Annotated in this window: 18 protein-coding genes and 1 tRNA gene; 15 read left to right on the top strand and 4 right to left on the bottom strand. The window is 51.7% G+C overall.

What is annotated here, in order from left to right:
- The 3 genes from E2K99_RS22880 (at position 1) to E2K99_RS22870 (ending at position 1,824) form a co-directional block, all read left to right on the top strand.
- Positions 1–411, top strand: a complete 411-nt coding sequence (locus E2K99_RS22880; RefSeq protein WP_134223674.1) for a phage holin family protein — start codon at positions 1–3, stop codon at positions 409–411.
- 55 nt (positions 412–466) lie between these two features.
- On the top strand, positions 467–913 hold the full coding sequence (locus E2K99_RS22875; protein ID WP_134223673.1) for a hypothetical protein: 447 nt from the start codon (positions 467–469) through the stop codon (positions 911–913).
- A 176-nt stretch (positions 914–1,089) separates the two neighbouring features.
- Positions 1,090–1,824 carry a YiaD family glycine zipper/OmpA-like lipoprotein gene (locus E2K99_RS22870; protein WP_134223672.1) on the top strand — a complete coding sequence of 245 codons (735 nt, stop codon included), beginning with the start codon at positions 1,090–1,092 and terminating at the stop codon, positions 1,822–1,824.
- A 180-nt stretch (positions 1,825–2,004) separates the two neighbouring features.
- On the opposite strand, the gene E2K99_RS22865 is transcribed toward E2K99_RS22870, so the two are convergent.
- Positions 2,005–2,565: a c-type cytochrome gene (locus E2K99_RS22865; RefSeq protein WP_134223671.1), complete on the bottom strand. Its 561-nt coding sequence runs from the start codon at positions 2,563–2,565 to the stop codon at positions 2,005–2,007.
- A gap of 243 nt (positions 2,566–2,808) precedes the next feature.
- Between E2K99_RS22865 and E2K99_RS22860 the strand changes: the two genes are divergently transcribed.
- Both E2K99_RS22860 and E2K99_RS22855 read left to right on the top strand, forming a co-directional pair.
- Positions 2,809–2,884 (top strand) — tRNA-Arg (locus E2K99_RS22860).
- Between the two features lie 523 nt (positions 2,885–3,407).
- Positions 3,408–3,707 carry a cyclic-phosphate processing receiver domain-containing protein gene (locus E2K99_RS22855; protein ID WP_134223670.1) on the top strand — a complete coding sequence of 100 codons (300 nt, stop codon included), beginning with the start codon at positions 3,408–3,410 and terminating at the stop codon, positions 3,705–3,707.
- Between the two features lie 251 nt (positions 3,708–3,958).
- On the opposite strand, the gene E2K99_RS22850 is transcribed toward E2K99_RS22855, so the two are convergent.
- Positions 3,959–4,630, bottom strand: coding sequence for a hypothetical protein (locus E2K99_RS22850; protein WP_134223669.1), 672 nt, complete (start codon positions 4,628–4,630; stop codon positions 3,959–3,961).
- Positions 4,631–5,059: 429 nt separating this feature from the next.
- Complete coding sequence (locus E2K99_RS22845; protein ID WP_134223668.1) at positions 5,060–5,374, bottom strand: EexN family lipoprotein; 315 nt, start codon at positions 5,372–5,374, stop codon at positions 5,060–5,062.
- A gap of 38 nt (positions 5,375–5,412) precedes the next feature.
- Here E2K99_RS22845 and E2K99_RS22840 point away from each other — a divergent pair, with 38 nt between their 5' ends.
- Together E2K99_RS22840 and E2K99_RS22835 are read left to right on the top strand one after the other, a co-directional pair.
- A complete protein-coding gene (locus E2K99_RS22840; RefSeq protein ID WP_134223667.1) occupies positions 5,413–5,817 on the top strand; it encodes a helix-turn-helix domain-containing protein in 405 nt (134 codons plus the stop codon).
- 118 nt (positions 5,818–5,935) lie between these two features.
- Positions 5,936–6,334: a hypothetical protein gene (locus E2K99_RS22835; protein ID WP_134223666.1), complete on the top strand. Its 399-nt coding sequence runs from the start codon at positions 5,936–5,938 to the stop codon at positions 6,332–6,334.
- Here the strand turns inward: E2K99_RS22835 and E2K99_RS22830 are convergent.
- A complete protein-coding gene (locus tag E2K99_RS22830; protein WP_134223665.1) occupies positions 6,326–7,174 on the bottom strand; it encodes a hypothetical protein in 849 nt (282 codons plus the stop codon). The two genes, E2K99_RS22835 and E2K99_RS22830, sit on opposite strands and share 9 nt — an antisense overlap.
- A 326-nt stretch (positions 7,175–7,500) precedes the next feature.
- Between E2K99_RS22830 and E2K99_RS22825 the strand changes: the two genes are divergently transcribed.
- The 8 genes from E2K99_RS22825 (at position 7,501) to E2K99_RS22790 (ending at position 24,426) form a co-directional block, all read left to right on the top strand.
- Positions 7,501–10,020, top strand: coding sequence for a Mu transposase C-terminal domain-containing protein (locus E2K99_RS22825; RefSeq protein ID WP_166675100.1), 2,520 nt, complete (start codon positions 7,501–7,503; stop codon positions 10,018–10,020).
- Positions 10,017–11,123 carry an AAA family ATPase gene (locus E2K99_RS22820; RefSeq protein ID WP_134223663.1) on the top strand — a complete coding sequence of 369 codons (1,107 nt, stop codon included), beginning with the start codon at positions 10,017–10,019 and terminating at the stop codon, positions 11,121–11,123. Before E2K99_RS22825 ends, E2K99_RS22820 begins: the two co-directional genes overlap by 4 nt.
- Positions 11,116–12,456: a TniQ family protein gene (locus E2K99_RS22815; protein ID WP_166675099.1), complete on the top strand. Its 1,341-nt coding sequence runs from the start codon at positions 11,116–11,118 to the stop codon at positions 12,454–12,456. The genes E2K99_RS22820 and E2K99_RS22815 overlap by 8 nt, the downstream gene beginning before the upstream one ends.
- Before the next feature lie 569 nt (positions 12,457–13,025).
- Complete coding sequence (locus E2K99_RS22810) at positions 13,026–13,670, top strand: 2OG-Fe(II) oxygenase (protein WP_134223661.1); 645 nt, start codon at positions 13,026–13,028, stop codon at positions 13,668–13,670.
- Positions 13,667–14,284 carry a DUF6817 domain-containing protein gene (locus E2K99_RS22805; protein ID WP_134223660.1) on the top strand — a complete coding sequence of 206 codons (618 nt, stop codon included), beginning with the start codon at positions 13,667–13,669 and terminating at the stop codon, positions 14,282–14,284. Before E2K99_RS22810 ends, E2K99_RS22805 begins: the two co-directional genes overlap by 4 nt.
- Positions 14,277–14,765 carry an N-acetyltransferase gene (locus E2K99_RS22800; protein ID WP_134223659.1) on the top strand — a complete coding sequence of 163 codons (489 nt, stop codon included), beginning with the start codon at positions 14,277–14,279 and terminating at the stop codon, positions 14,763–14,765. The genes E2K99_RS22805 and E2K99_RS22800 overlap by 8 nt, the downstream gene beginning before the upstream one ends.
- A 317-nt stretch (positions 14,766–15,082) precedes the next feature.
- Positions 15,083–15,748, top strand: a complete 666-nt coding sequence (locus E2K99_RS22795) for a hypothetical protein (RefSeq protein ID WP_134223658.1) — start codon at positions 15,083–15,085, stop codon at positions 15,746–15,748.
- Complete coding sequence (locus E2K99_RS22790; RefSeq protein ID WP_134223657.1) at positions 15,745–24,426, top strand: beta strand repeat-containing protein; 8,682 nt, start codon at positions 15,745–15,747, stop codon at positions 24,424–24,426. Before E2K99_RS22795 ends, E2K99_RS22790 begins: the two co-directional genes overlap by 4 nt.
- Positions 24,427–24,441 lie beyond the last annotated feature (15 nt).

Genomic DNA, 24,441 nt, shown 5'->3' with positions numbered 1-24,441 from the left:
ATGGCGACGCCCCCCAAGGAAGGCCCGGCCGCACCTGCCGCGCATGCCGCCAACCCCGGCTTGACGGCGGGCCTGCTGGGCCTGGCCAAGAACCTGCTGGGCCTCATCATCAGCCGCATCGAACTGGCTTCGCTGGAGATGTCGGAGATCGGGGCCAATCTGGTCCGTTTCGCCGTCATCTTCGTGCTGGCCGCGGTCGCGCTGTGGTTCGCCATCGCCTTCTGGTCGGTGCTGGTGGTCATGCTGGCCTGGGATACCTGGGGCTGGAAGATCCTGGCCCTGCTGGGTTTCGTGTTCAGCGTGGCAACCGTGGGTCTGGTGTATTACGCCAGATCGGTGCTGATGCAGGGCAAGCTGTCGCTGCCGCAGACCATGTCCGAGCTGCGCAAGGACCGCGATGCGCTGTTGTGATGAGACTGTCTGCACGTGAAGTCTGCGGCAATTTTCCTAGTTCAATGAGGACTGCATGAGCGATCAGGACCAGGGCATGACCCATGAGGAACGCAAGCGCAAGATACTGGCGCAAGGTGCGCTGTACCGGCTGGGCGTGATGGAAGCGCGTGAAGTGGTGCGCGAGAATCTCAGCGCCGAGTCGCTGGCCAAGGGTGCCTTGAGCCGCGTGGGCCATTTTGCCGCCTCGCTGTTTGGCGGCGGCAGGACGGTGCAATCGATCAAATCCCTGAAGTCGCTCAGCGGCGGACTGGGCAACCTGAATCTGCAGACGGTGACGCCGCTGCTGATGACCGGTGCCTCGCTGCTGTCACGCCGCTGGCTGCGCAAGCCGCTGATGATGGGCGGCGTGATTGCGGCCGTGGGCGGGCTGGCGTACTACTTCAGCCAGCGCGGCGGCAGCCGGGACCCATCGGATGCGCCCGATACGGCTGCATTGCAAGGGCCACCGGAGCCGGATTGAGGGCTTCGGGGTGATGCATGATGTTCCTGCAAAGGCATCCGGTTTTCCGGGTGCCTTTGTCATTCATGGATAGCGTTTTGGCAAGCGCGGCAGGAACATATCCGCCCCGATACGCTCTGAAGAACACCGGCCCATGGCCTGGACAACAAGACTGACAAGGCAAGAAAGGACATGACATGAAGAAAATTTCAATCGCAGCGATCGCCGGCGTGCTGGCGCTCTCCGGCTGTGCCGACATGAGCCCGACCCAGCGTGGCACGGCCACCGGTGCGGGTATCGGTGCCGGCCTGGGCGGCATCATCGGTGCAGCTACCGGCGGTGGCGGTGGCGGACGTGCGCTGGGTGGTGCGGCCATCGGCGGCGCCATTGGTGCGGTGGCCGGCAACATCTGGTCCAACCGCATGGAAAACCAGAAACGCGCCATGGAACAGGCTACCCAAGGCACCGGGGTGCAGGTCACGCAGACTGCCGACAACCGCCTGAAACTGGAAATCCCCAGCGACATCTCCTTCGATACCGGCCGTGCCGACATCAAGCCGGAGATGCGCCCGGTGCTGGATCGTTTCGCCGCCACCCTGGTGGAGAACCCGGCCACCACCGTGACCATCGTCGGCCACACCGACAACACTGGCAGCGATGCCATCAACGACCCGCTGTCGCAGCAGCGCGCGGCGCGCACGCGCGATTACCTGATGACGCGCGGCGTGGCCGCCAACCGCTTCAACATCTCGGGCCGTGGTTCGCATGAGCCGCTGGTCCCCAACACCAGCGATGCCAACCGCGCCAAGAACCGCCGCGTGGAAATCTTCGTGGCCGAGCAGCAGGCTGCAGCACCGGCACAGCAGCAGGCGCCGGCGGGTTATGCACCGGGCAACTACCCGCCGCCGCCGCCTCCACCCCAGCGGTATTGAGGCGATATGAAGCTTTCTCCGATGCGTCCGGCATGAGGGCGCATCCGGAGGGGCTGGAATAGGGCGCAGGGGCTTTTGGCCCCACTTGTACGTGAATGAAATTGAAAAAATCCCCGAATTTCGGTTCGGGGATTTTTTTTGGCGAGGCCCCAGCGAGCGGGTCGCAGGCCACTGCGAGGATTACTTGGCGGGTGCGTCGGCAGCCGGTGCGGCACCTTCGGCGGCGGCCGGGGCCTTCACTTCGGGTTCCTTGAATTTGGCACCGGACTGGTTGGCCATGTAGACCACGGTACGCTGGATTTCGACGTCATCCAGATCAGGATTGCCGCCCTTGGCGGGCATGGCGCGCAGGCCATTGATGGCGTGCGAGACCAGGGTGTCATAGCCTGCGGCGATGCGGGCCTGCCAGGAGGCGGCGTCACCGACCTTGGGGGCACCGGCCACGCCGGCGCTGTGGCAGGCGGCGCAGGTGGTCTTGTAGACTTCTTCACCGGAGAGCAGTTGCTTGGGGCCGTTGGCATCACGGAAGGTGAAGCCATCGTCGGAGACGGGTTTGATGCGTGCCGCGATCATCTCGGGCGTCTGGCTGTCGGAGCCGGCACCGGTTTTCTGGCCATTGGTGACGTACTGCACGAGCAGCACGATGCACACGATGGGGACCATAAAACCTGCGACGACGGCTGCGATCAATTGCTTGGGAGTCTTGATTGCCGACTCGTGTTCCTGCTGAGCTGAGCTCATGGGCGTCCCTCCGTAATGTTTCCTCGAAATTGGGGCGGAAAACGTCGGTTCCCTTTGTATTGCCTTATCGCCTGGCATTGCGTGGAACTGGGATCAGGCAGGGCTTTCATTGCGCTCTCTCGCCGAACTCTTGATTATAGTCACAATGCTTTCCGTTTGACACGGAAAAACCGCCAGCGCCATGGACGTCCAGCCGGAAAGACGGTATCCTTCAGGCCTTTCCGGGGTTCGCCCCGATTCAGCGCGGCTGTAGCTCAGTGGATAGAGTATTGGCCTCCGAAGCCAAGGGTCGTGGGTTCGATCCCCGCCAGCCGCGCCATTTCTTTTCCGCCTTCCTCACACTGATGAAAAAGGAACCATAAGTTTGCCGTTTGGCAGCCTTATGCTTCCAAACTACCCCGGCAAAAATATGCTTCACCTCAACCGATTCGTGGCGTCCGCATAACCATACCTGTCCGCATACAAAGAAAAGCCAACGCAATTAGCTAAATTGCAACGTATTCCGTTGGGAAATATTATGCTGTTGTTTCAATTGATATGCTTTGCGCAATATCAATTTTGGCATTGGGCTTGTTCTTACGATCACAAATGAAAAACGGTCCATCGAAGTGGACCGTTTTTCATATTTCGTTTGTCTTGTTTGCGTATTTCAGCGATGGTGGACACCTAGTTCGGCGACGTGGACGCTTCTAGTTCAGTCGACCTGGACCGCTGAAAGGAAAAAAATATTCAATCCCGATGGCCTATTGCTCTAAGATGTCCGTAATCTGCCAAAAGCTGCCCTCACTAGAACGGGGACTCCGCGCGATACATTCCCTTTAGTAAAAATACAGAAAACATCTATGCGAGTGTTTTTAGACGATGAGCGGGCAACCCCGGTTGGCTGGGTTCGAACCTACTGGCCGGAGGAAACTATTGCTTTGCTCGAAGCTGGAGGTGTCGTCGAGATCAGTCTTGATCATGATCTAGGCGATGACGAACATGGGACTGGCTACGACGTCATCGTGTGGATAGAGGAGGCTGTTGCAACAAGAAACTTCACGCCCCCGATCATCAAAGTGCATTCCGCTAATCCATCCGCACGTGAAAAGATGCGTGCTGGAATCAGGGCAATCGAAAACCTCGCGCAACGCCTAAAATAAGCCCGCAACCGGCCAATAACGGACTTTGGGTGCATCGCACTGTCCAGTTCGTTCCGGTTTGAGTGCCCAACTCAAACCGAACTAAGTGTCCACTTGTCCTCAGACGCACGAGCAGAGCTTAGCTTTATTTGGGGTCTTGCGTAGATGGCAGCAATCACCCTGCTGTTGCCATTCATTCGTTAACTGGAATCTGCTGTACACCGTTGGTGGCCGGCAAGTGAGGCGGTTCCTGCGACAGACACATGCCTAAATCAACGTTCTTTTTTCGCTTGCGTCTTCTGCTTTGTAAAGCGCTCGCAGAGTGCTTTGAGATCCCCTTCGGGGGCGTAACCAGGACGCCCGCATCTAGTTAAAGCGCGAACAAGCCAATTAGGCAGCATATCTTTGCCATAGATTATAAATAATTGACCATCCTCTACCGAAATCTCTTCTTTCTGAGCCCCGGCAGTTATCCACAAATAGTTTTCATCGATGGAGATTTTTGGTTTGCCAAAATGTCGCTTTACCAGTGGCAATATATCTTTATCTTTGACGGGTCCTTGGTAGTTTGTATGAAACAGAATGTGTGTTATTGCTCGGTTATCGCTTCCAAAGTAATAAGTGGCTGACGAGAAAATTGGGTGCGTAACCTTAATTGACCAGAAGCCCTCCACCTTCTTGTCGATTTGCGCTTCAGGAAAGGCAGCTTCTACTTCTGCTGGAGTAGACCCAATTCGGATGGTATCTAGCCCCTTCGGGTAGCCGCTCGGCAAAACAAACGGATTCTCTATCGTCGCCAGGCGGAATTCTTCGGCAATTTTCGTCTTTTCATTTTCGAGTTTCTGGAACGCGGCCTTCTCCGCAACGAGTTTGAGCTCCAAGGCATCGAGCTGTTTCTTCAGACCGCCAATTTCTTCGCCTTTCGCATCGGCGACTTTGCGCAATTCCGAATTCTCAGAGGACAGGTGAGCCGTAAGTAGTGGGAATATAACGCCTCCCATTAAGGTTAGCGTCGCAGCTACGGCAATTGAAGCAACTACGACTGGATGGTCTCTCCAGGAGCTTTCAGTTGCGTTTCCATGCACTTGGCTCGGTTTTCTCAACGAACTACGCTTCACTGTTGCCATTATTATTTACGCCCTGCGGATTGTGAGTTCCGAGGAGTTGAATGCGATCATTTGTCTGGGCTTTCCCCGCACCGCAGTAGCCAGTTTCAAAAAGACAATCCATCTCAAATGGCATTGCTTACCTCCCCAATTTTTCGCAATAGTAACCGGAAGTGTAGGTTACTTGTGTGCTTTGGGGCGCTTAATGTGGGCGCTATGTCGGACTCACATCGAACTTCTGCGCGATCTAGGCGGGGCGCCGGAGCATCAACGGTATTTCTTCGCCTCTTCGCGCATACGCTCTTGATATTGCGTGTAGTTCCTCTCTGATCGTGCGTCAGATGCATTCTTGCAATTGATTCCTTGAGGTGATCCTTCCCAATCTAGGCGTTGTGCAGGCGCCATCTGGCTAAGCTCATTGTTTCGCAACTCCTGGCACTTAACAAACACAGTATTAGCTTCCGTAGTATGGCCTTTGTAGTAGGCCAGCGATTTCACTTCCTCAGATGCGCCCTTGTCGCATGCAGATAGCGCCGAGCACATGAATACAGCTAAGATCCGGATTGCGTTTCTTGCCTTCATCCAAACTTCCTTTTCATATTTTTCTGGGTACGGAGTTCATGAGCGAGCGGCATGTTTTGATGAATTCTGCATCGCTCATATATGACTTCTATAGTACGAATACAAAACAAATTATAAACGCGAAATTCTGTCTTTTGACAGAATTAGGGCGTGCCGTGGATTTGAAGTTTAGGAAGGCCTTGGGGCGTGCCGTGCGCCGTCTCAGGATTCAGGCCGCTATTACTCAAGAAGATTTGGCATTTGAGGCCGGCCTGGAGCGTAGCTACGTGAGCTCTATTGAGCTTGCCCATAAGGATCCGTCTTTTACTACGTTGCAGAAGATTGCAGCTGCGCTGAATCATTCGTTGTTGGATCTCTTTCAAATCTACGAAGAAGAGCTGCAGTCGACAACTGAGCAGCCGACTCCTCGGCGTGGCCGCCCGTCATCCAAACGCGATGATTAGTTGATGATTCAGTGGGCTGATTTGATGAATTGCAAAATTGCGCTTACTCATATTGTAGCTATAACTAAGTCATGAGGTGCGACGGTGCACTGTTCATCACCAAGTTAGAAGGCCTGACATGATGTTGATCCAGCAATTTCTTATCCCCGAAATTTATCGCCCTCTTTTTGAGATAGATCGTCGTTGTGTCTACCGCGCGCATGAACTCGAAGTGGTTACTCAACGCTTTCAGGAATGTGCCTTGTGTAGGGGCGACACGGAGCTGGTTGAGGTAGTACGCCGCGATTTTTCGGGAAGTACCTGCCAATTAGAAGTAAACCTTAAATCGCACACAATTCGCCTGGTCTCTGAGTCAATGGAAAACTCATTGGCAGGCGAGCTACTGGAGATGCATTTCAGGAAGGTTGTGGAATTGCTGCTCAAAGAGCGGGATCCGGAAGGCGCGCATGTCGTTACCTTTCAGATTGACATTAATGTCGACTCTCCTCACCTGCGGTCGGCGAGTCTCTCACTCTAAATAGCGAGGCGGCGGAACGAACCCGTGGCGCTGCGCTGTAGGTAGCCAATGAGGTTGCCGAGAGAGGTGTTCAAATAAGCTCTCCCATGCCGTGTCAGGTTGCTTTGTTTTGAACAGCGACATATTTCCATGTCCCTTGAGTGTCCAAGACATAAGATCCGTCAGCGGTATAAGCGCTCGATGAAAGATATCGATGGGAAGATGTTTGAGCAGCGGGTGCCGGTGGCGTAGCTCCTCAGCCATTGTCCACGCAATACTCAATGTTTCCACGCCAGCTGTATTGCCCCGTAATAGTTGTTCCTGAAGCATTAAAAATAAAGTGTTCAAGGCGCTCATACCCAGCTTCGGATCCGGGATCTTCAATATGACCTCTTCAAGCAGTTCTCGATAGTAGAAAACTATATCTGACTCAAACTTACCGTCCTCGTCAACTTCGGCCAATTCCTCTTCAATCGGCTCCAGCCATGGCGGCAGGTGCTGATAATCTTCAAAGTCCCAACGAAGCCTTGATCTAAAAGGTGGTGCCAGCTTGGCGATGTGGCGCTCAAGATCATCCTCATCGAAGCGCTTAGGTGAATAAAGGCTCCATATTGGCGAGCGATAATACTGGGCTGTTCCTTGCAGCACCTTTTCAATTCTATTGAGCCTGGACTCCGAAGGCGCAACGACCCCGCGGCAGTATCGGATCCACATGCCGTGCCATTGGCCGTCATAGCCCAAGAGTTCTTCTACAGACTTCTCCCGTCGATTTGCCTCCTCAAGGGCTGCCAAGGTCCAAATTTTGATTCTGGTCGCCTCGAAACGTCCCCTAAAAGGACGTCCTCTCTTCATTTTATTCATTTAAATCAATAGTTTATACATTTAATTCTATTTTTTCTTGCCTGAAGAATGCTACCAAATATTATGAATTTACGAGTGCCAAATTCATGCGTGCCGCCGTGCAATAGGTATGCAGGAGCTTGGATGGGATAAATCACATCGGGGACGACAAGTCGCCTCCAGGGCAGGGAATGATGCTTACGCAAGAGAAGCTTGATGCACTGATGATTCGCCGCGGGTTAAGCCAGCGGGCCCGTGCCGTAGTGGAACGCATTCGTAGCGCGCCGCCAAGCCGGCGTGTACGCAGCGGTCCGGGCAGTGTGGCCTGCAGATACCCTAGCAAAAAGATGGGACATGTCATCCAAGCAGAAAGCCATACCTGTGAGTTGCCGGCCATCATTCTTTGGGAGCACGAGCAGGAGGTCTATGAGTTCTATGACCAGTGCCCAAAGATCTCTCTGCCCTATTTCGATAGAAATGGCGTCCGGCGTGGCTATACCACCGTTCCTGACTTCTTTGTTATTGCGGAAAACTACATCGGATGGGTCGAGTGTAAGACCGAGTCTTGGCTGCATGAGAAGATTAAAGAGTCCAATGTCTATGCCTATACCGACCAGAAATGGCGATGCCCTCCGGGGGAAGCGTTTGCGGCCGCATACGGATTGAATTTCTCCGTATGGGTGGATACCAGCGTCAACCAGATATTTCTGGCGAACGTCAAATTTCTGTCGGACTTTCTTGATGTAGATGCGCCGGCAGTTGTTTCCCAGATGGAGAAAGAAATATATGACGCGTTTGAGGGGGCCAACTCTATCTTGTTGAAAGACCTGATTGGCACATTTGACGGTATCCGATCGGGAGCGATTTACAAACTTATCGCAGATAGAAAGCTGTTCTTTAACTGGGACGTCGATTCAATTGCAGAAGCACGTTTCACAAGAATCTTTCGAGACGAGCGAGTCATGGCTGCGTACAGCCAGATTGCTGGTACTCCAAGAACAGTGGGCGCAAGCCTCCCTGCGATTCGGACTTTGACCCTCGATGCGGGCCAGAAGCTTCTTTGGGATGGTCAGCCCTGGGAAGTAGTTAACGCTGGCACTGAATCAGTATTTATTAAGCCTGCGAGCGGCCCTATTTTGAGCATACCACTTGCTGATATTCAAAATCTGATCAGCGACGGTCATATCTCGGGAGAGCTTGTTGCATCTGTTGATCTGGCTGATGAAGTCCAGCGGCGACTTCTCAGCGCATCAGCATCCGATATGGATACAGCAATTGCGCGCATGGACATATTGAAGGCGCTGGCTAATGGTACGCCGCTTAAAAACGTTCCAGAACGCACGCTCCGCGAGTGGCGGCGGAAACAAGCAATCGCTGAGCGAGAGCTAGGAAATGGTGTCGTTGGCCTCATTTCTAGGATCAAAGATCGTGGAAATCGCGAAAGGAAGATAAGCGACGAGGTCATTCAGCTCATTGATGCGGTCATCGATGAACACCTCGTGGGAGAGTCCCCTAAATCAATCTCTGCCTGCTATTCGATATTGCTGGCACTTTGTGACCAGATGGGTATTGCCGGACCAAGCATAAAGACCTTCCGTGCAGAGATAAACAAGAAGAAAACGATAGGTGATCGCAAACGGGCCGTTCAAGGCGACAAGGGTGCGTATCAATACTCAGAGTTTGTTCACTGGCGGCTTGATAATGCAGCCCCTGTGCATGGCCAGCGTGCTTTTGATATCGCACATGTCGATCACACGCAAATGGACCTGCAGCTGGTTGACAGTGTATTTGGGAAATCGATGGGAAAACCTTGGCTCTCCGTCATGCTGGATGCCAATACGCGCATGGTTTTAGCATTTGTGATCACTTACGAACGCCCCAGCTATCGGACGTGCATGTTGCTCATGCGAGACTGCATCCGACGACACCGACGGGTTCCAGACACGATCGTGACCGACAAAGGAAGCGAATTTGAGGGCGGCTTTTGGGAGATTCTTTTAGCTTGCTTGAAGGTGACCAAGAAGACTAGGCCCAGCGCCAAGGGGCGCTATGGATCGGTGATTGAGCGATTTTTCGGTGTCGCGAATCAGCAGTTCTTTCATCAGCTGAAGGGCAACAACCTGCCCTTGCAAAAGCCTCGTTCCACATCGTCGACGCACGATCCGCGTAAGACGGCTGTATGGACGTTGCAGGAAATCGCGCTGTCTTTCGAAGACTATATCGAGAATACCTATTCGCGGCTGGAACATAGCCGACTTGGCGTTTCACCCCGTGAGGCTTTTGACCACAGTCTCCGAGTCACTGGTGTCCGTCACATGAGGATGATTACGGAGTCTGAAGAACTGGCCATTCTTTGCCTGCCAGATGTGCGTGGAGGAGTTAGGCGCATTACGCACGGCCGTGGAATTAAGGTCGGAGCGAACTTCTATTTCAATCCAATGTTTCGGGAAGTGGCGTTGGCTAATGCCAAGGTTCCAGTGAAATACGACCCCTTCGATCTGGGATATGTGTACGCCCAAGTTGGAAAGGAATGGATTCGATGCGAGTGCCCGGAATCGGCACAGTTTGTCAGCAGAACTGAAACGGAAGTTCAGCTGATCTCTTATGAGGCCCGGGCGCGTCAAGGCGCGGCCACACAACGTGATCGTGGCAATCGTGTGGTGCACGGTCGGAATCTGTTGGCAGTAGATGCAAAAGAAAAGTTGCTGCTCCATCAAAAGAAGGCAGCTGAAGTTCGTGCCGCAGAGGATGCATTAGGCATCGTGAATCTTCTGGAAGGATCTGACAAGGAGCCGGAAGAGCAGGCAAACAAGGCTGCTAATCCATTCGATGTGAAAGCAGGTGAGCGATTCGGAGAATTGAAATGAAAACTCAAGACATGCAGCAGAAAAAGATGGGATTCATCAATTACACCGTCGCTCATCCGCATATGAGAGCTGCCCTGGACACGGCACTGGCAGCAGTGCGGGCAGGCGGGGCCGGGAGCAGTATTGTGATCGTGACGGGGCCAACTGGTGTGGGGAAGACCACGCTGGCTCGCAAGCTTCGACAAAATCTACAAGCGGATTACCAGGACATCATTGACGAGAATCCGGAGCAGATCCCTATCCTATATGGAAATGCAGTGGCTGCGCAGGGGACATCCTTCAGCTGGAAGGACTTCTATTCTCGCCTCCTGAAGAGATCTGGAGAACCATTGGTGGAGCGCAAGCTAGACATCGATCACCAACAGGAACTGTTCTCAGACATGCCGCTTGCGCGATACCGCGGCAATGAAACGGCAGACGTGCTTCGCCAATCCGTTGAGATTTGCATGCGAGAGCGGAAGGTACGTTGTCTGATTATTGATGAAGCTCACCATATTCTGATGGTGAACGATCCCAAGAAACTTGAATTCCAGTTTGAGGCGATCAAGTCTTTGGCAATACAGACTGGAGCCGTTATTGTATTGGTCGGCACCTACCGATTGTTGGATATCAGGGATCAAAGCGGACAACTGGTTCGCCGCAGCGAGATCGTTCATTTGCCCAGGTACGACGTCAATACTCCATCCGACGTGGCGAAATTCAAGACGGCTCTATTGGAGCTGCTGGAGAAGATTCCGGTTGCCCACAAACTGAATGGCGAAAAAGATGCGAAGCACTTTTACGTGAAAACAGGTGGTGAGATCGGTATTCTCAAAGATTGGCTAGTGCGCGCTGTGGATCGCTTCTACCAGGCTGGAGCAAAGAAATTCGATCTGGCCTTTGTTGACCAATACGCCTTGGACAACAAAGCGCTTCGCCGAATCATCCTGGAGGCTCTGGAGGGAGAGGAAAAGCTCCGTGACATCGATGAGAATGATCTCGAAGCGTTACTCATGGGAGAGGTTCCGCGTTCTGCGAATGCCGTCAGCAAGAGAGGACGGAGCGCTGGGCGTGTTGGTGAGCGCAAGCCTGTACGAGATCCAGTTGGAGGGGCATATGCTTAACCCGCATGATTTATCCTCGTCGGAACTCGGCGATTTCCAGGCACCGTCCCGCAGGACCTTGCTGTATAAGATCGAGCCGGCCAATGCAATCGGTCGCGAGGCGCTGACTTCATACATCCTCAGGTTAAGTCGTCGCCATATGGTCAATCCGCGTATCCTAGTGCAGAAGGTATTTGCGCTGGTGGACAGGCGAATTGAGGATGTGGTTAACAATCGCTTCTATACAAAAGACGGACGCACAATTAATGCTCTCGGGCTATATGCCCGGATGTTTGCAGGAGTGGTCGGAACCTTGACCGGACGTGACGACATTGAGCAACTAACCATGCTTCCCTGGCAAGATGTATTACCTGAAAATGGAGAAGCGCTAATAGCGAGGGCACCTAAATGGTGCCCTTTTTGTTTTGCAGAGCAGGCTCGATCCATCGGATATGCCTACCTGCCACTTGCTTGGTTTCTCGAACTGTATCGTCGTTGTCCTCGGCACGGAGTGCTGCTTAAAGAGGCCTGTCCTAGGTGTGGGCGATCGCAACCGTTTATTCCAGCTTTCCCCGATATTGGGCATTGCGGGCATTGTGGTGCGTCTTTGTGTCTCCCTGAAGAACAGATGCTGCAATCTCGTCCAAGCGAGTTCGTGCTAGAAGAAACCATAGAAGAAATGCTGCAAAGTGCCGCGGCACGGCCATCTCTTAGCGACTTCAAGTCAAATTTGCTTTGGCTTATTCAAGATCGTGCTGCCGGCAACAAATCTCTTTTCTGTAGAGAGCTTGGATGGGATTCGTGGGCAGCAAATGCTTGGCTGCAGAAGGGCAAGAAGCCGACGTTGCGGCGCCTACTCGATATCACCCTTCACCATCATGTGCCTGTTGCCGCGATATGTTCCGAGCACCTGATCCTATCATCTCTTCCTCTGTCGACTTGCGCGCAGAAGTCCTGCCCTATTCAAACGGGCCGGGCAACGCGATCGAAGCTAAATCCTACTCGTGTGAAAGAGTTGCGAGATCTTCTGACAGGCCTTTCGAAGTGCAGTCAACCTTTAACGCTCAATTCCATAGCGAAAACCCTTGAGCTCAAGCGCTCCGCGTTGACATATTGGTGTCCGGAAGAGTGTCGCAAGATATCGACACGCTACCGAAGCTATAAAGCCCTCGCTGGGCGGTATGCAAAGGAGAAGCGCATTCATCTTCTGCTTGGCATCCTGAAAGAGAGCTTTGTGAGTGGGCGAGGGGCAACCCGACGTCATGTTGATAGCCTTCTCAGAAAAGATGGTCTAGCGCTTATTAGACCAGAGCTATCTCAGCTATATAGGGCGTTTCACAATGCGAGCCTTTAGCGTATCTCTGCGAACCTGGATAAGGCCAGAGGGCGCGGCGCTTTCAATGAGCTGACGAAATGGTGCTATCCGTCTCGTCCTTCCGAACTTTACGTGACGCGCCGAGTGTAAAAATAAGTAAAAATAACGTAACTAAATATTTCTATGCGTTGAGCGCTTTCGGCGTCGTCGAAACCTAATGTGAAGAAAAATATTATATTTTTCAAACACTTAAAGTAATTTGTTATTACATTTTGCGGGCCTTGAATGTAAAACATCTCCTAACGAATCCTGGCGAAGAGTTAATGGCTGGTACCGACAGCTATTCGTCAGTATTTGGTCAGCAATTGGTCAGGTAGCAAATCCGAAATCACGTCAAAATCTCCAAAAATTTAATTTCCCGTCTGGCAGGAGCTGCTGGGCTGCTATAGCTTGGCGTTGTTAGTCGGTAGCCGGGTATGGCCGCCTGGTGGAAATGCGATTGCGAAACTGCTTTAAACGGGGCTGGGTGGAGTGTTAACGACCCGGTTCTTACTGAGCAGCTTCTTCTAACAGTGCAACGATATAAAAATTTCTAAATAGGTGCTGAGATGGAGATCAAGTCTTTCCCAACGCATCTGGGACCACTTTTGGTCACCGATGATTTTGTGCCGGCTCAACTACAGCACGCTTTATCGGAGATGATTCGGCAACCTATCTGGAAATATGGATGGCGTTCTAACACTAGGCGAGATCGTTATTGCTACTGGCACGCTCATGTGGCGGGGGGGGACGGTGCTGCGCGTATTGACTGTGAGCCTGAGCTTGCCGCGCAGCCCGCATATTCTTCAATCTACGCATTATTTAAAATTCTTCAGGCTGGTCCTTTGCGAGGGCATGAGCCGGTTCGGGTGTACATGAACAGTCATACCTTCGGTGTCGAAGGATATGTGCATCAAGACAATTCCGATACAGAAAACTACTTTTCCACCGTCTACTATGCGCATCCGGTCTGGCATCAGAATTGGTCAGGTGAGACCGTGTTCTACAACCGTGACGAGAGCGACATATTGACTAGTGTATTTCCTCGTCCTGGTCGCGCAGTCACCTTTCATGGTGCAGTTCCACATTGCGCTCGTGCGCCAAGTCGGGACTGTAATGAGCTGCGGGTTTCCATTGTGATCAAGACTCAGCGTCAGCAAAGTTCGACCGCAGGTGTTTCTTCTCTTGTCGGCCCTATCAACGAGGGCCGATGATGGCAGCCTCTACGGACATCGCGTCATGTTCAGGTAGCGTAGACACCGATGGCTTGCCTAAGCAACTATTAGATTTGTTGCGCCACTGCGGAGCCATGCAGCATCCACACAGTGGTCGAATGCTATTCGATCATCTGGTCGGCACCTACAACCTCCTACGAACGTGGGGGAACTCCTCGGCGGTGTGCTTGGGTGGACTTTTTCATAGTATCTATGGAACCAACGTGTTCCGACATCAGAGCCTGTACGCAAGGGATCGCTCACTTCTCCAGCATTTGATCGGCGAAAAGGCTGAAAGCCTCGCATGGGATTTCTGTCAAGTTGATAGACCTGCAGCGATCATTTTTGCCCTTCAGCAGGGAAACGGTTGTTGCGCTGATGAACCAGATTGGATTGCCTTGGCAGAGATAGAGGTAGCCAATCTTCTTGAGCAGGGAAGTCAAAGCCGCGCGCTGCGACAACTGTATTTTTTGGGAATGGAAAGGCATGGCGCATTGAGTTCCGGGGCAACGTCTGCGCTCAAGAATTACCTATCCGCTCAATTGAGAATGGGCACAAAATTTACATTGAAAATACCATGTGTCGCACCCACTCCGGAAGGCCGTGATGAGTGAAGTAAGGTTTGCTCGGATGGAAGATATTCCGTCACTGATCGATCTTGGCAGGCAGATCCATGTGCAAAGCCGTTATGCGTGGATGCAGTTCAATGCTACTCGTCTATGGAGTAGCTTGGAGGCCGCGATCGATAACAAGCAGCACTGTTTAATCGTTGCGAATCAAAGCGATCAGGATGCGTCGGCTCAGGACTCCGCGCAGGAGATGATCGGTGCCCTGTGGGCATATGCAATAGCGCTCCCGTTTAGCAGTGACTTCGTAGCTAAGATTGACTACCTGTACGTTCTTCCCCGATATCGCGGCACACCAGTCGCCATGAAAATGATGGCTGGTTTTCGTCGCTGGGCAGGCAATCGCCAAGTGTCAGAGATATCTTTGCTCAATGCTTTTGGGGATGACACAGCGTATAGCGGGAAGTGGCTGGGGAAATTGGGAATCAAGCCGGTAGGTGGAGTGCATTCGATGTGGCTAGATCGATAATGATGTGTCCTTTAGGAAACCCTAACCTTTCGCAGAGAATTTTCTCGCTTATTTTTTATTTCCCGAAAGTTGAAGCAACAGATTTTGAGGTGTGTGCTTAATGTGTTCCGATGCCAGATTCAGCGACGGAATGAGATTTCAATAGTTAAAGTCCCTCACGGCGAGGAAGCAACGAAGCGCTACGTTAGTCTTGATTCTAAGGACGAGATGCCCTTAATGGCGGAACTCACTGACGATTGAGTTCTGAATACTAATGTCTCGGGCTATTTAAAAATCATAGAGACCACAGTTGCCTAGATATGGAGCGGAGAAAGAACTTGAAAGACACCATAAGTACGTTTAGCGCACAACTCTTCGTGACAATGCTACTGAGCGGAGCCCTCTGTACGGCTCAATCTAACGAATTGACTTCATCAGCAACCGGAGAAAATGGGATGGATAGCCAGGTAATAACGAAGTGGCAGCCGCCATACCCACTTAATGAGGAAGAGGTCTATCAGGGGTTGCTACAGATCTTACGAACACCTGTGGGCGAGCTATCCAGAGAAAAGGTCGAGAGCGTCTTCCATATGAAAATGCTGAACTCAGATCGATTATTTCCTGACCCGTTAAACGCAGATCCAAGATGGTACAAAGTCTTTAGTCGGGCGGCCATCGACTGGTATTTTTCAGTAGGGGTGACGGTCGGTCCCGAACTGAAGAATTTTGCCTTCACATGGTGGGATTGGGCACAGGCCCCTAAGCTTGATGGCGCACCGATGTGTTTGGATACAAATCGGTTAACAGAAGATATCAGAGCGTCACAATTAGGATGGGTTGAGAAAGTGCCGGATCCACTTGAGGTCCCAGACCATGGGCCAATCTATGACCATAGTTTTTATAAGACGAATGGTGACCATTTGTTTCTCCGTTATCAACCATCGAATAATTGTTTATCGATGCTGAGTTTTTCCATTAATACAAACATTGGGGCTAAAAAATGACGATCCAGATGGGAGATAAACTCCAGCTCATCTTGCAACAATTCAAGCAAGATGCAGCGGTTAGTCCCAGCGCATATCAAGCAATCATTGATGCTCTTAGTAACGCTCCCATTTTGGTAGCAGAACTTAACGCAGCGGCTGATAGCGGCGGGCTTCAAGCTTTTGACATCTTACCCAACGACGCAAATGCGGGAGCTCAGTTCAGTAGTGGAAAGTTACAGCTCAAAGTTAACCAGATTGGTACTCAGTCACTATCGGAAGGTGATCTTATATTTCAAATAGGGCATGAAACGCAGCACGCCCTCAATGCCGCAGATACGTCAACTGCACGGCAAACGTTTTACAGCGATGTCGCAGCGCTGGCTAAGTCATCTGCACCACAGGATTACACCAACATTCTAGAACGCTTGCAGGAACAACAGGGCCGAGACGAAGCTACAGCGCAGATCTCCGGATGGAACGCTTACGTTGATTACGTCAATCATGTTACGCCACCTGGACAGGTTCCTGACTACACGACTAGTTACCTATCGAAATTCTTCATTTCAAAAGACGGGACTCCAGCGGATGGTATAGTCTTCGAAAGAAATACCGATGGGACAGTTAATTACTTCGTTGATCCCAAAAACGAAAATAACGTTATTGCAGAACGAAACGCCTACTTTTATCAGCAAAACACAACCCATTTAGGGCAGAACGGAAATGAGGACTACCCCTCCTACTATGCAGGGAGTGCGGTTTCCCAAATCGCCAGTGCAGTCGCATCGGAAGGAAAAAGTGACTTTTCACTTGATCTTGGCGCTATGCATATTGATCCTGTGCAGCTCCAGCAGGAATTAATTAGCCACCGGAACAACGTTACTCCGATCAGTTTTACAGACTCACGCACCAATTCTTTTCTAACCTATGATCTTGGGGGCACAAATAATCTGACTGTTAAGCAGCCGTTCTACATTGAGAACGGTTCCGGGATGAACCAGTCCGTATTCAATCCCGCGGGAAAACTGACACTCAATATTAATAGCCAAAGTAACAACCTGACCGGTACTGTCACAACGACCATAGACAACTACAGTACTGCAGGGCGTACTACGTCGGAAGTAGTCACTGAAACAGACTCTAGTACAAATTTCGTTCTGAAGAAGTCGGAAAGTACCTTCAATGACTCCGGTCGACTTGTTTCAGAGATAAAGAATGTAACCGATCCGGTTACTGGTGGGATCACCACCACGAAAACCTCAAATAGCTATGACTCGGCGGGAGACTTGGCAACTCAAGTTCAGTCGCAATCCGATCCAATCACTGGAACGACGGCAACTACTACGATCAATTACAATCCTGGGCCAGATCAAACTCAGTGCACTTTTACTACGCAGGTCACTCAGACCGGATTTCCTCAAGTAGTGTTGAGCGAAGTGAGTGGGACTGAGACGGTCTCCGGTCAAGTCCTCACCGCTGATATTAGCGGATCGGCTGCAAAAGTTTATGCTGACGGTGCCACAATTTCGTTAGCAAATAATACTGTTGCGTCTATCGTCGCGAATCCGAATTCGAGTAACACAATCCAGACTCCCGCTGGCCAGATTTCCGTTCAAGGAAATAGCACAATCTCAAGGAATGCAGATGGGACTTCGGTCTCAATAAAAAATAGCGCCGGCGATTTGCAAACCACAGTAGAAACGACTCCGGCAACTTCTACAAATCCATTAGTTGTGACTCGGATAGACTATATGGATTCCAGCGATAACAACGTACGGTTTATCCGAACCTATGACGCTTCCGGAAATATCATAAGCAGTACCAATGTCACGCGGGCATTTGATAATGCTGCTGGCAGCCCTACTTATGGGCAGCCAGTGGCAAATACCTACAATATTGTCAATGAGGATTCAAACGGGAAAATTACGTCTACTGGCCAACGCGAAGTCAGTCCAGATGGAAGTTATCAAGACACCCTAATCGGATCGGCTACAGCTGCTAATCCCGACGGAACTATTCAGGTTGACCATGTGGATAGCAACGGTAACACGACGCCCGTTGTGAACCAGACAGGTGTTCTTTCCCTGAGCAACCAGATTTCTGCATTAAATGACGCGTACACCCTAGTAAAAGCTATTCAAAATGGTCAGCCACTTCCAATTGTAAGTTCTGGACTGCATCTCGCCAATGATTTGAGTAATGGCAATCTGCCTGCACTGAATATGGCAGGCAATGCCGTGAGTGTCGTATCTGATATTGAAGGCATGGCCACCGCCTTGAGAAAGGGAGATGTCGCCTCAAGTATTTATTACGGCGCGAACACTTTTGTCCAAGGAGTCAATCTCTACACTTCAATCGTATACAAAGGTGACCTGATCAATGCGGCTGGTGATGGTTTCGGTGATATCGCTGGGTTGGCTGGTACAGTTGGCGATGCTTTACCATATATTAAAGTCGCGTATGACCTGATACGAGGAGATAAGCAGGCCGTCTTAGGTGACGTTATTGGCACCTATGCGGCGGAGGTAATGAGTGAGGTGGGTAGCGAAATTGGCTCGGCGGCTGGCCCGATCGGGGCGCTAGCTGGATTTGTGGTCGGTTCAGTTATAGGTGACCTTTTCGGCGATGATCCTCCAGAACCGTGGGGTTCTGCATCCGTAGGCTGGAACCCGGACGGCTCTTATCGAGTTGATGCGGTGGGTGACGCCGGAGGAGACCAGACTGCGCGTAACGTCCTGGGTTCTTTAGTAGGCGGCTTACAGAATATCGCAAACCAATATAACAATCTGGGCCAGCCTGGATTGCAACTCGGAATTATTCCGGAACGGCTAGGAACGTTAAGCTACGACACTCACTTTACAGATGGCACCTTCCACGTAAATACCGTTGATGCAGTCACCGGACAACAGATTAATCCGGATTTGAGCTTTGATAAAAATGGGAACGTCACGCTGGGAAGCACCTATGACGGCAATGATGCATATTTCCAAAACCTGAGTTCTTATTACATCAATAATGCGTTGGCGAGAGAAGCAATCGCTCCTCAGTGGGAAGTAAAAACGGCACAAATGCAGGCGCAGGCAGGGCTTTCTAATGCCGGTTTGACCGAGACCCAACGTGCAGCTAATCTCGGTGAGCTGGCGTCCCCCATATCCGCAGATTCTACGGTCGAGACGTGGAATCCTATTGCATTAGACTTCGGTGGCGGTCTTGCAACGACGAGTCTTAATGGAAGTGCAGTCGAATTCAATGTCGATGGTACTGATAATCTGGATGCCAACCTTACAGGAAGCAAAGATACACAGTATCTTCATCAAACGGCTTGGCTGAATAAGACAGATGGATTCTTGGTTCTTGATGAGAACATGAATGGTGCCATCGATAATGGTGAGGAGATGTTCAGTGACAGCCAAGTAGCAACTGGGTATCGTGGAATTTCAAGCCTAGCTACCTATGACGCGAATGGCGATGGCGTAATTAACTCCATTGATCCAGTATTTTCTCAGCTTGGCATTTGGATTGATACTCAGGGAACTGGCCGGATGACATCATCCAGTTATCACAGTCTCGCCAGCTTGGGTATCGCCAGCCTGAATTATCGGTTAGGGACGTATACGAAGACTGATGGAAGCGTACATGAGATGGGTACGCTCAGCTTGCAAGCGGCGACATTGGGCACTAGTTATGCTGCTGCACCTAACGGGATACAGCTGACGACGACCAGTGGTCAGGTGACGCTGGAGGTCACCCGTTTGAACGATCTTTCGACGGTGCAAGCCAATGAACTTGGATTTGCAACTGATGAGGACGTAGCCGCCGTTATTCAAGTGCGTGGTAACGGAAGTTCTATACAGGGCTTGCTGGACACTGACAAAGTAAGTAACGCTCCCAATGCCATATTGCAGTTACAGAGCGTGGAGAATGCTCAGGGCGGCACAGTTAGCTATAACGCTCAGAGTGGTACAGTAATCTTTACCCCGACTACTGGATTTTCCGGCACAGCTGGGTTCGACTATACGATCAATGCTGGCGCATATGGAACGGCGACGGCACATGTACAAGTCAACGTGGCGCAAGTCGATCATCCTCCAGTCATCACCGGCAATACGTTGCAGCAGATCCCGATCTATGGATATGAATATGTGCTTGATAGCAACGGTAACGGTGCTTACGTTCCGCTCTACCAACCCGGAGCTGGTTATGGAGATGCAACCGGTGGTGGCGGCTACGGATATCGATCTTCAGCCGTAACCTATCAGACAAATCCGGATGCTGGAACTTTGTCTGTTACGGACAAAGATTTTTCCACTAACGCATTGACCTGGACGGTGCTCAATCAAGCACGGTATGGCAATGCTTCAGTAGATGCTCATGGAAACTGGTCGTTCTCTCCAACCTCCGCTATCGGCGGAACAGATGCTTTCGTTGTTCAGGTTCGTGATCCGCTTGGCGGTACATCTCAATACACCGTGTCGGTACCGCTGCCGTCGCCTCCCCCGCCGCCTCCAAGTGGTGGAGGAGATGGTGGCGGGGGAGACGCAGGTCAGTCGGATGATTCGGATTCGGATTCGGACGGAGATGCTGATGGCGACGGAGGTGGCGACGGCGGTGGCGGTGACGGCGGGGATCCGCTGATACTAGATCTGAAAGGGAATGGATTCCACTTTACATCGGTCAACGACTCGAATGTGTTTTTTGAACAATCTGCAGATGGTTTACGCCATCAGACCGCTTGGTTTTCCGGCGGTAATGGAGTACTCGCCTATAACAAATACGGCGATGGAAGCGTTCGTGATAGCAGCCAGATTGACTTTTACAAACAAGTCACCGGTGCCACTAACGACCTGCAGGCCTTGCAGCTTCTGGCTGGCGGCGCGAAGCAGCTTGATGCGTCCAGCAGTGTCTGGAATAAGCTTGGAGTCTGGGTTGATGCCAATGCAAACGGTCAGTCGGAGACCGGAGAGTTCGAAACACTTTCGCAATTAGGAATCAAGTCCATCAACTTCACTGATACTCCTGCGTTTTCTGTGCAAAACGGAGTCGTCATTCATGAGATGGCAACCTTTACCTATGTTGATGGGACTACTGAAAACATGGCAGAGGTAACGCTGCCATTCTCGAACGAGGTTCTGGCTGGTACAAAGGTAACCCAGGCAGAACAGGGATCCTTGGCAAAACCCATCACCGCTGGCGACGGAAACAATCTGATTTTGGGAAATAGCGGCGACAATGCTGTTAGCGCAGGAAATGGAAATAATGTCGTTATTACTGGTGCGGGCAACGATCTGATCCACGTTGGCGACGGGAACAACTCGATTCAGAGCGGAGACGGCAATGACCTAATCGTCGCCGGGAATGGTAACAATGCGATTCTGCTCGGTGGCGGACCAAAGACTGTTGTGGTAGGTGCTGGCGCGAATACAGTGATTGGTGGAAATGGAAATAACATCATCATGGCTGGCGAGGGTAATAATGTCCTCTACGCTGGTAGCGGCAATTCGGTGGTATTCGCAGAAGATGGCAACAACACGCTAGTGGGTGGCATAGGCCATAACGAACTCATTGCAGGCAATGGCAATAATAGTTTCACTGACGGCGGTGGGATTGCGGACATGACTGCAGGTACGGGAAGTAACACCTTCGTCGTGAACAATACCCGGGATAGCATCACTGTCGCTGCTCCCGTGGCTGGAACATCAGCTAGCGTCAACACAGTGAAATCTAGTGTCAATTGGACATTGGGCGCAAACCAGCAAATTCTATGGGGTACCGGCAATAGCGCATTGACATTGACCGGTAACAGCACCGGCGACCAAATAATTGGCAATGGCGCGGCCGACACACTGATTGGTGGTGGCGGCAACGACACGATTGCCGATAGCGGTGGTGCCGCCCAGATGATCGGTGGTGGCGGTAATGACACATTCGTAGTGGGTAACACTGCCTCTGTGGTCCAAGAGACCGCTAACTCCGGTATTGCCACGATCAAGACGAGTGTCAGTTACAGCCTGCCAGACAACGTGCAAAATCTGATCGGCACTGGTAATGCGGCGCTGATCCTGCGTGGGGGCGCGCAAGATGGCACGACCATCACCGCTAACGACGCTAATGACACACTCATCGCGGGTAATGGTGTCAGTTCGCTGATTGGAGGGGCCGGTAGTGACACCTTCGTTGTAAATAATGTTAACGACGTCGTTCATGCGCAGGCTGGTGGAATCAATACCGTTCAAACCAGCGTGAACTATACCGCGGGTGTCCACGTGCAAAATCTGGTAGGGACGGGTGCGGCTGATTTGATCCTGACAGGTAATGGCGCAGGCGACACGGTCCAAGCCAATGCAGGTAATGACACGCTCATTGCTGCTACAGGTACAGATAGGTTCATCGGTGGTAGCGGAAATGATACCTATCAGCTTGGTGACGGTAACGAATCAGTGCTTCTCGGGACCGGCAGTAGTATTGTTACCGGCGGTCGGGCCAATGCTGTTGTCAATGGTCGGGCCCGCGGGGTTGCGAATATCACACTTGGCGACGGTCAGGTGCAAATCGATCTCTCCCAGAACAATCAAGCTAATGTCATTTCCTTGGGCGATGGCGCTGATTCTGTATCTGCAGGCAATGGCAACAATTCGATCAGCGTTGGCAATGGTAGGGATCTGATTACGACAGGCGATGGCAACAACCTCGTCAATGCGGGTAACGGAAATGATGCCATCACCGTTGGCAATGGTAACAATCGGATTGCGATCGGATCTGGGACAAATCAAGTCACCGTAGGCACAGGTACCGATGTCGTCACTAACTGGAATGGCAATGACACACTTTTGCTAGAACAAAATGTTCCAGCTGACACCGTGAACTTTGCCAATCTCGGCAACGACATCCAGATCAATGAGTCCTTGAACAACGGCAGCGTGCGTGTCGTTGGCGCAAGTGCCACACCTTCGTCGGCGCTGGGCCAATATGTGCTTGGAAACGGCAATGATACGGTTTCGCTGGATGCGAGCAGCTATCACATTCGCGCTGGAAATGGTAACGACGTCATTACAGGTCTGGACGCCAGTGAAACCTTGAGCCTGGGCAATGGAAACAGCCAGGTCACGTTGGGTAATGGTAGTAACCAGGTCACCGTCGGTAACGGAAATAACACTCTTTACTTTGGCAACGGCGATAACAGCATCGTCAATGGAGCTGGCAATAATCTGATCCGTTTTGGGGTGGGTAGCAATTCACTGACTAACAATGGTGGATTCGATCAAGTCACCTTTGACGCCGGTTCCAATGGTGGCATCGTCAATTACACCGTCAGCGGCCAGGATGTGATCGTTGGCTCTCCTTCGTGGGCCAATGGAGGTTCAGTGAAGGTTATCAGTGCACAATCCAGTGGCGCAGGAAAGACCGAGTTTGTCTTCGACAACAGCAGCTACGATGTCGGCTTTGGCACCGCCAATGCTGGATTCAAGGCCGGCAATGGCAATAACACGGTCATGGGTGCCGACGGCAATGATCTGGTCGATTTGGGCAACGGAGTCAACTACGTCCAGCTTGGCAATGGCAATGACAAGGTCACCACTTCCGATCTCTCTTATGTCACCAATACGATCATGCTTGGAAATGGTAATGATCAGGTCCAGGTCGGCGACGGCAATAACTATGTGTCAGTCGGTAGCGGCATCAACACTCTTACCGGTGGCGACGGAAATAATGATTTCGCACTGGGCGCAGGACGTAACCAGCTCAATCTAGGCAACGGAAACAATTCTGTCGTTCTCGATCAAGGTCTGGATCAGCTCACCCTAGGGAACGGAAACAATACGGTCAAAGGAAGCGAGAGTGCTGGTATTAGCAAGACCGTTGTGGCTGGGAACGGCAATGATCAGATATTCCTCGGACAGGGAGACGACACACTTTCACTGGGTAGCGGCAGCTTGACTGTTACGCTTGGCGACGGCAGAGACAGCATTCGCGCCCACGACATCGCTACTAGTACAAGCAGCATCACCGTTGGCAATGGAGCCGATGCCATTACTTTGGGCGATGGTGCCGACAACATCTACCTCGGCAATGGTGACGACAAGGTTTCCGCCGGCAATGGCAACGATCAAGTCTATGGCGGCTCAGGCAATAATCAGGTCAGCTTTGGAAATGGCAATAGCACCGTCTCACTGGGCGATGGTAATAACAAGATTAGCCTGGGTAACGGGAACAACGTTGTCGACCTTGGCAACGGCATCAATGTTCTTTCGGTCGGTAATGGTAACAATACGATCAATCTGAATGGAAGCGCCGGCAGCGATATTCTGATCCTGGGTAACGGTGCCGATACGGTCAGTTCAAGCGGCAGCACGCAGGATTACCAACTGGGTTCGGGACAGTATGTCATCAATAACTGGAGCGGGCAGGACAACATCACCTTGACCACGGCCAATGCTTCTCAGCTTTGGTTCCAGCAGCAAAACGGTGATTTGGACATCACGGTGCTGGGCTCAAATGAGAGCGTCAAATTGACCAACTGGTTCTACGGTAGTGCGGCTAGCAGCATCACTACGGCGGATGGTGCCACCATTGATGATGCGACCGTCGCTAACCTGGTTCAGGCAATGGCAGCGTTTTCGCCGCCCTCACCCGGACAGACTAGCTATACCGCTGCCGAACAGTCAGCAATTGAACCTCTTTTGGCTTCCAGTAGGCATTAACCGAAACGGTGGCAG

Origin of the sequence: Herbaspirillum huttiense (assembly GCF_004367745.1) — a bacterium.
Lineage (GTDB): Bacteria > Pseudomonadota > Gammaproteobacteria > Burkholderiales > Burkholderiaceae_D > Herbaspirillum > Herbaspirillum huttiense.
Note: the sequence above shows the minus strand (reverse complement) of the source record. Positions and strands in the feature narration are given on the sequence as shown.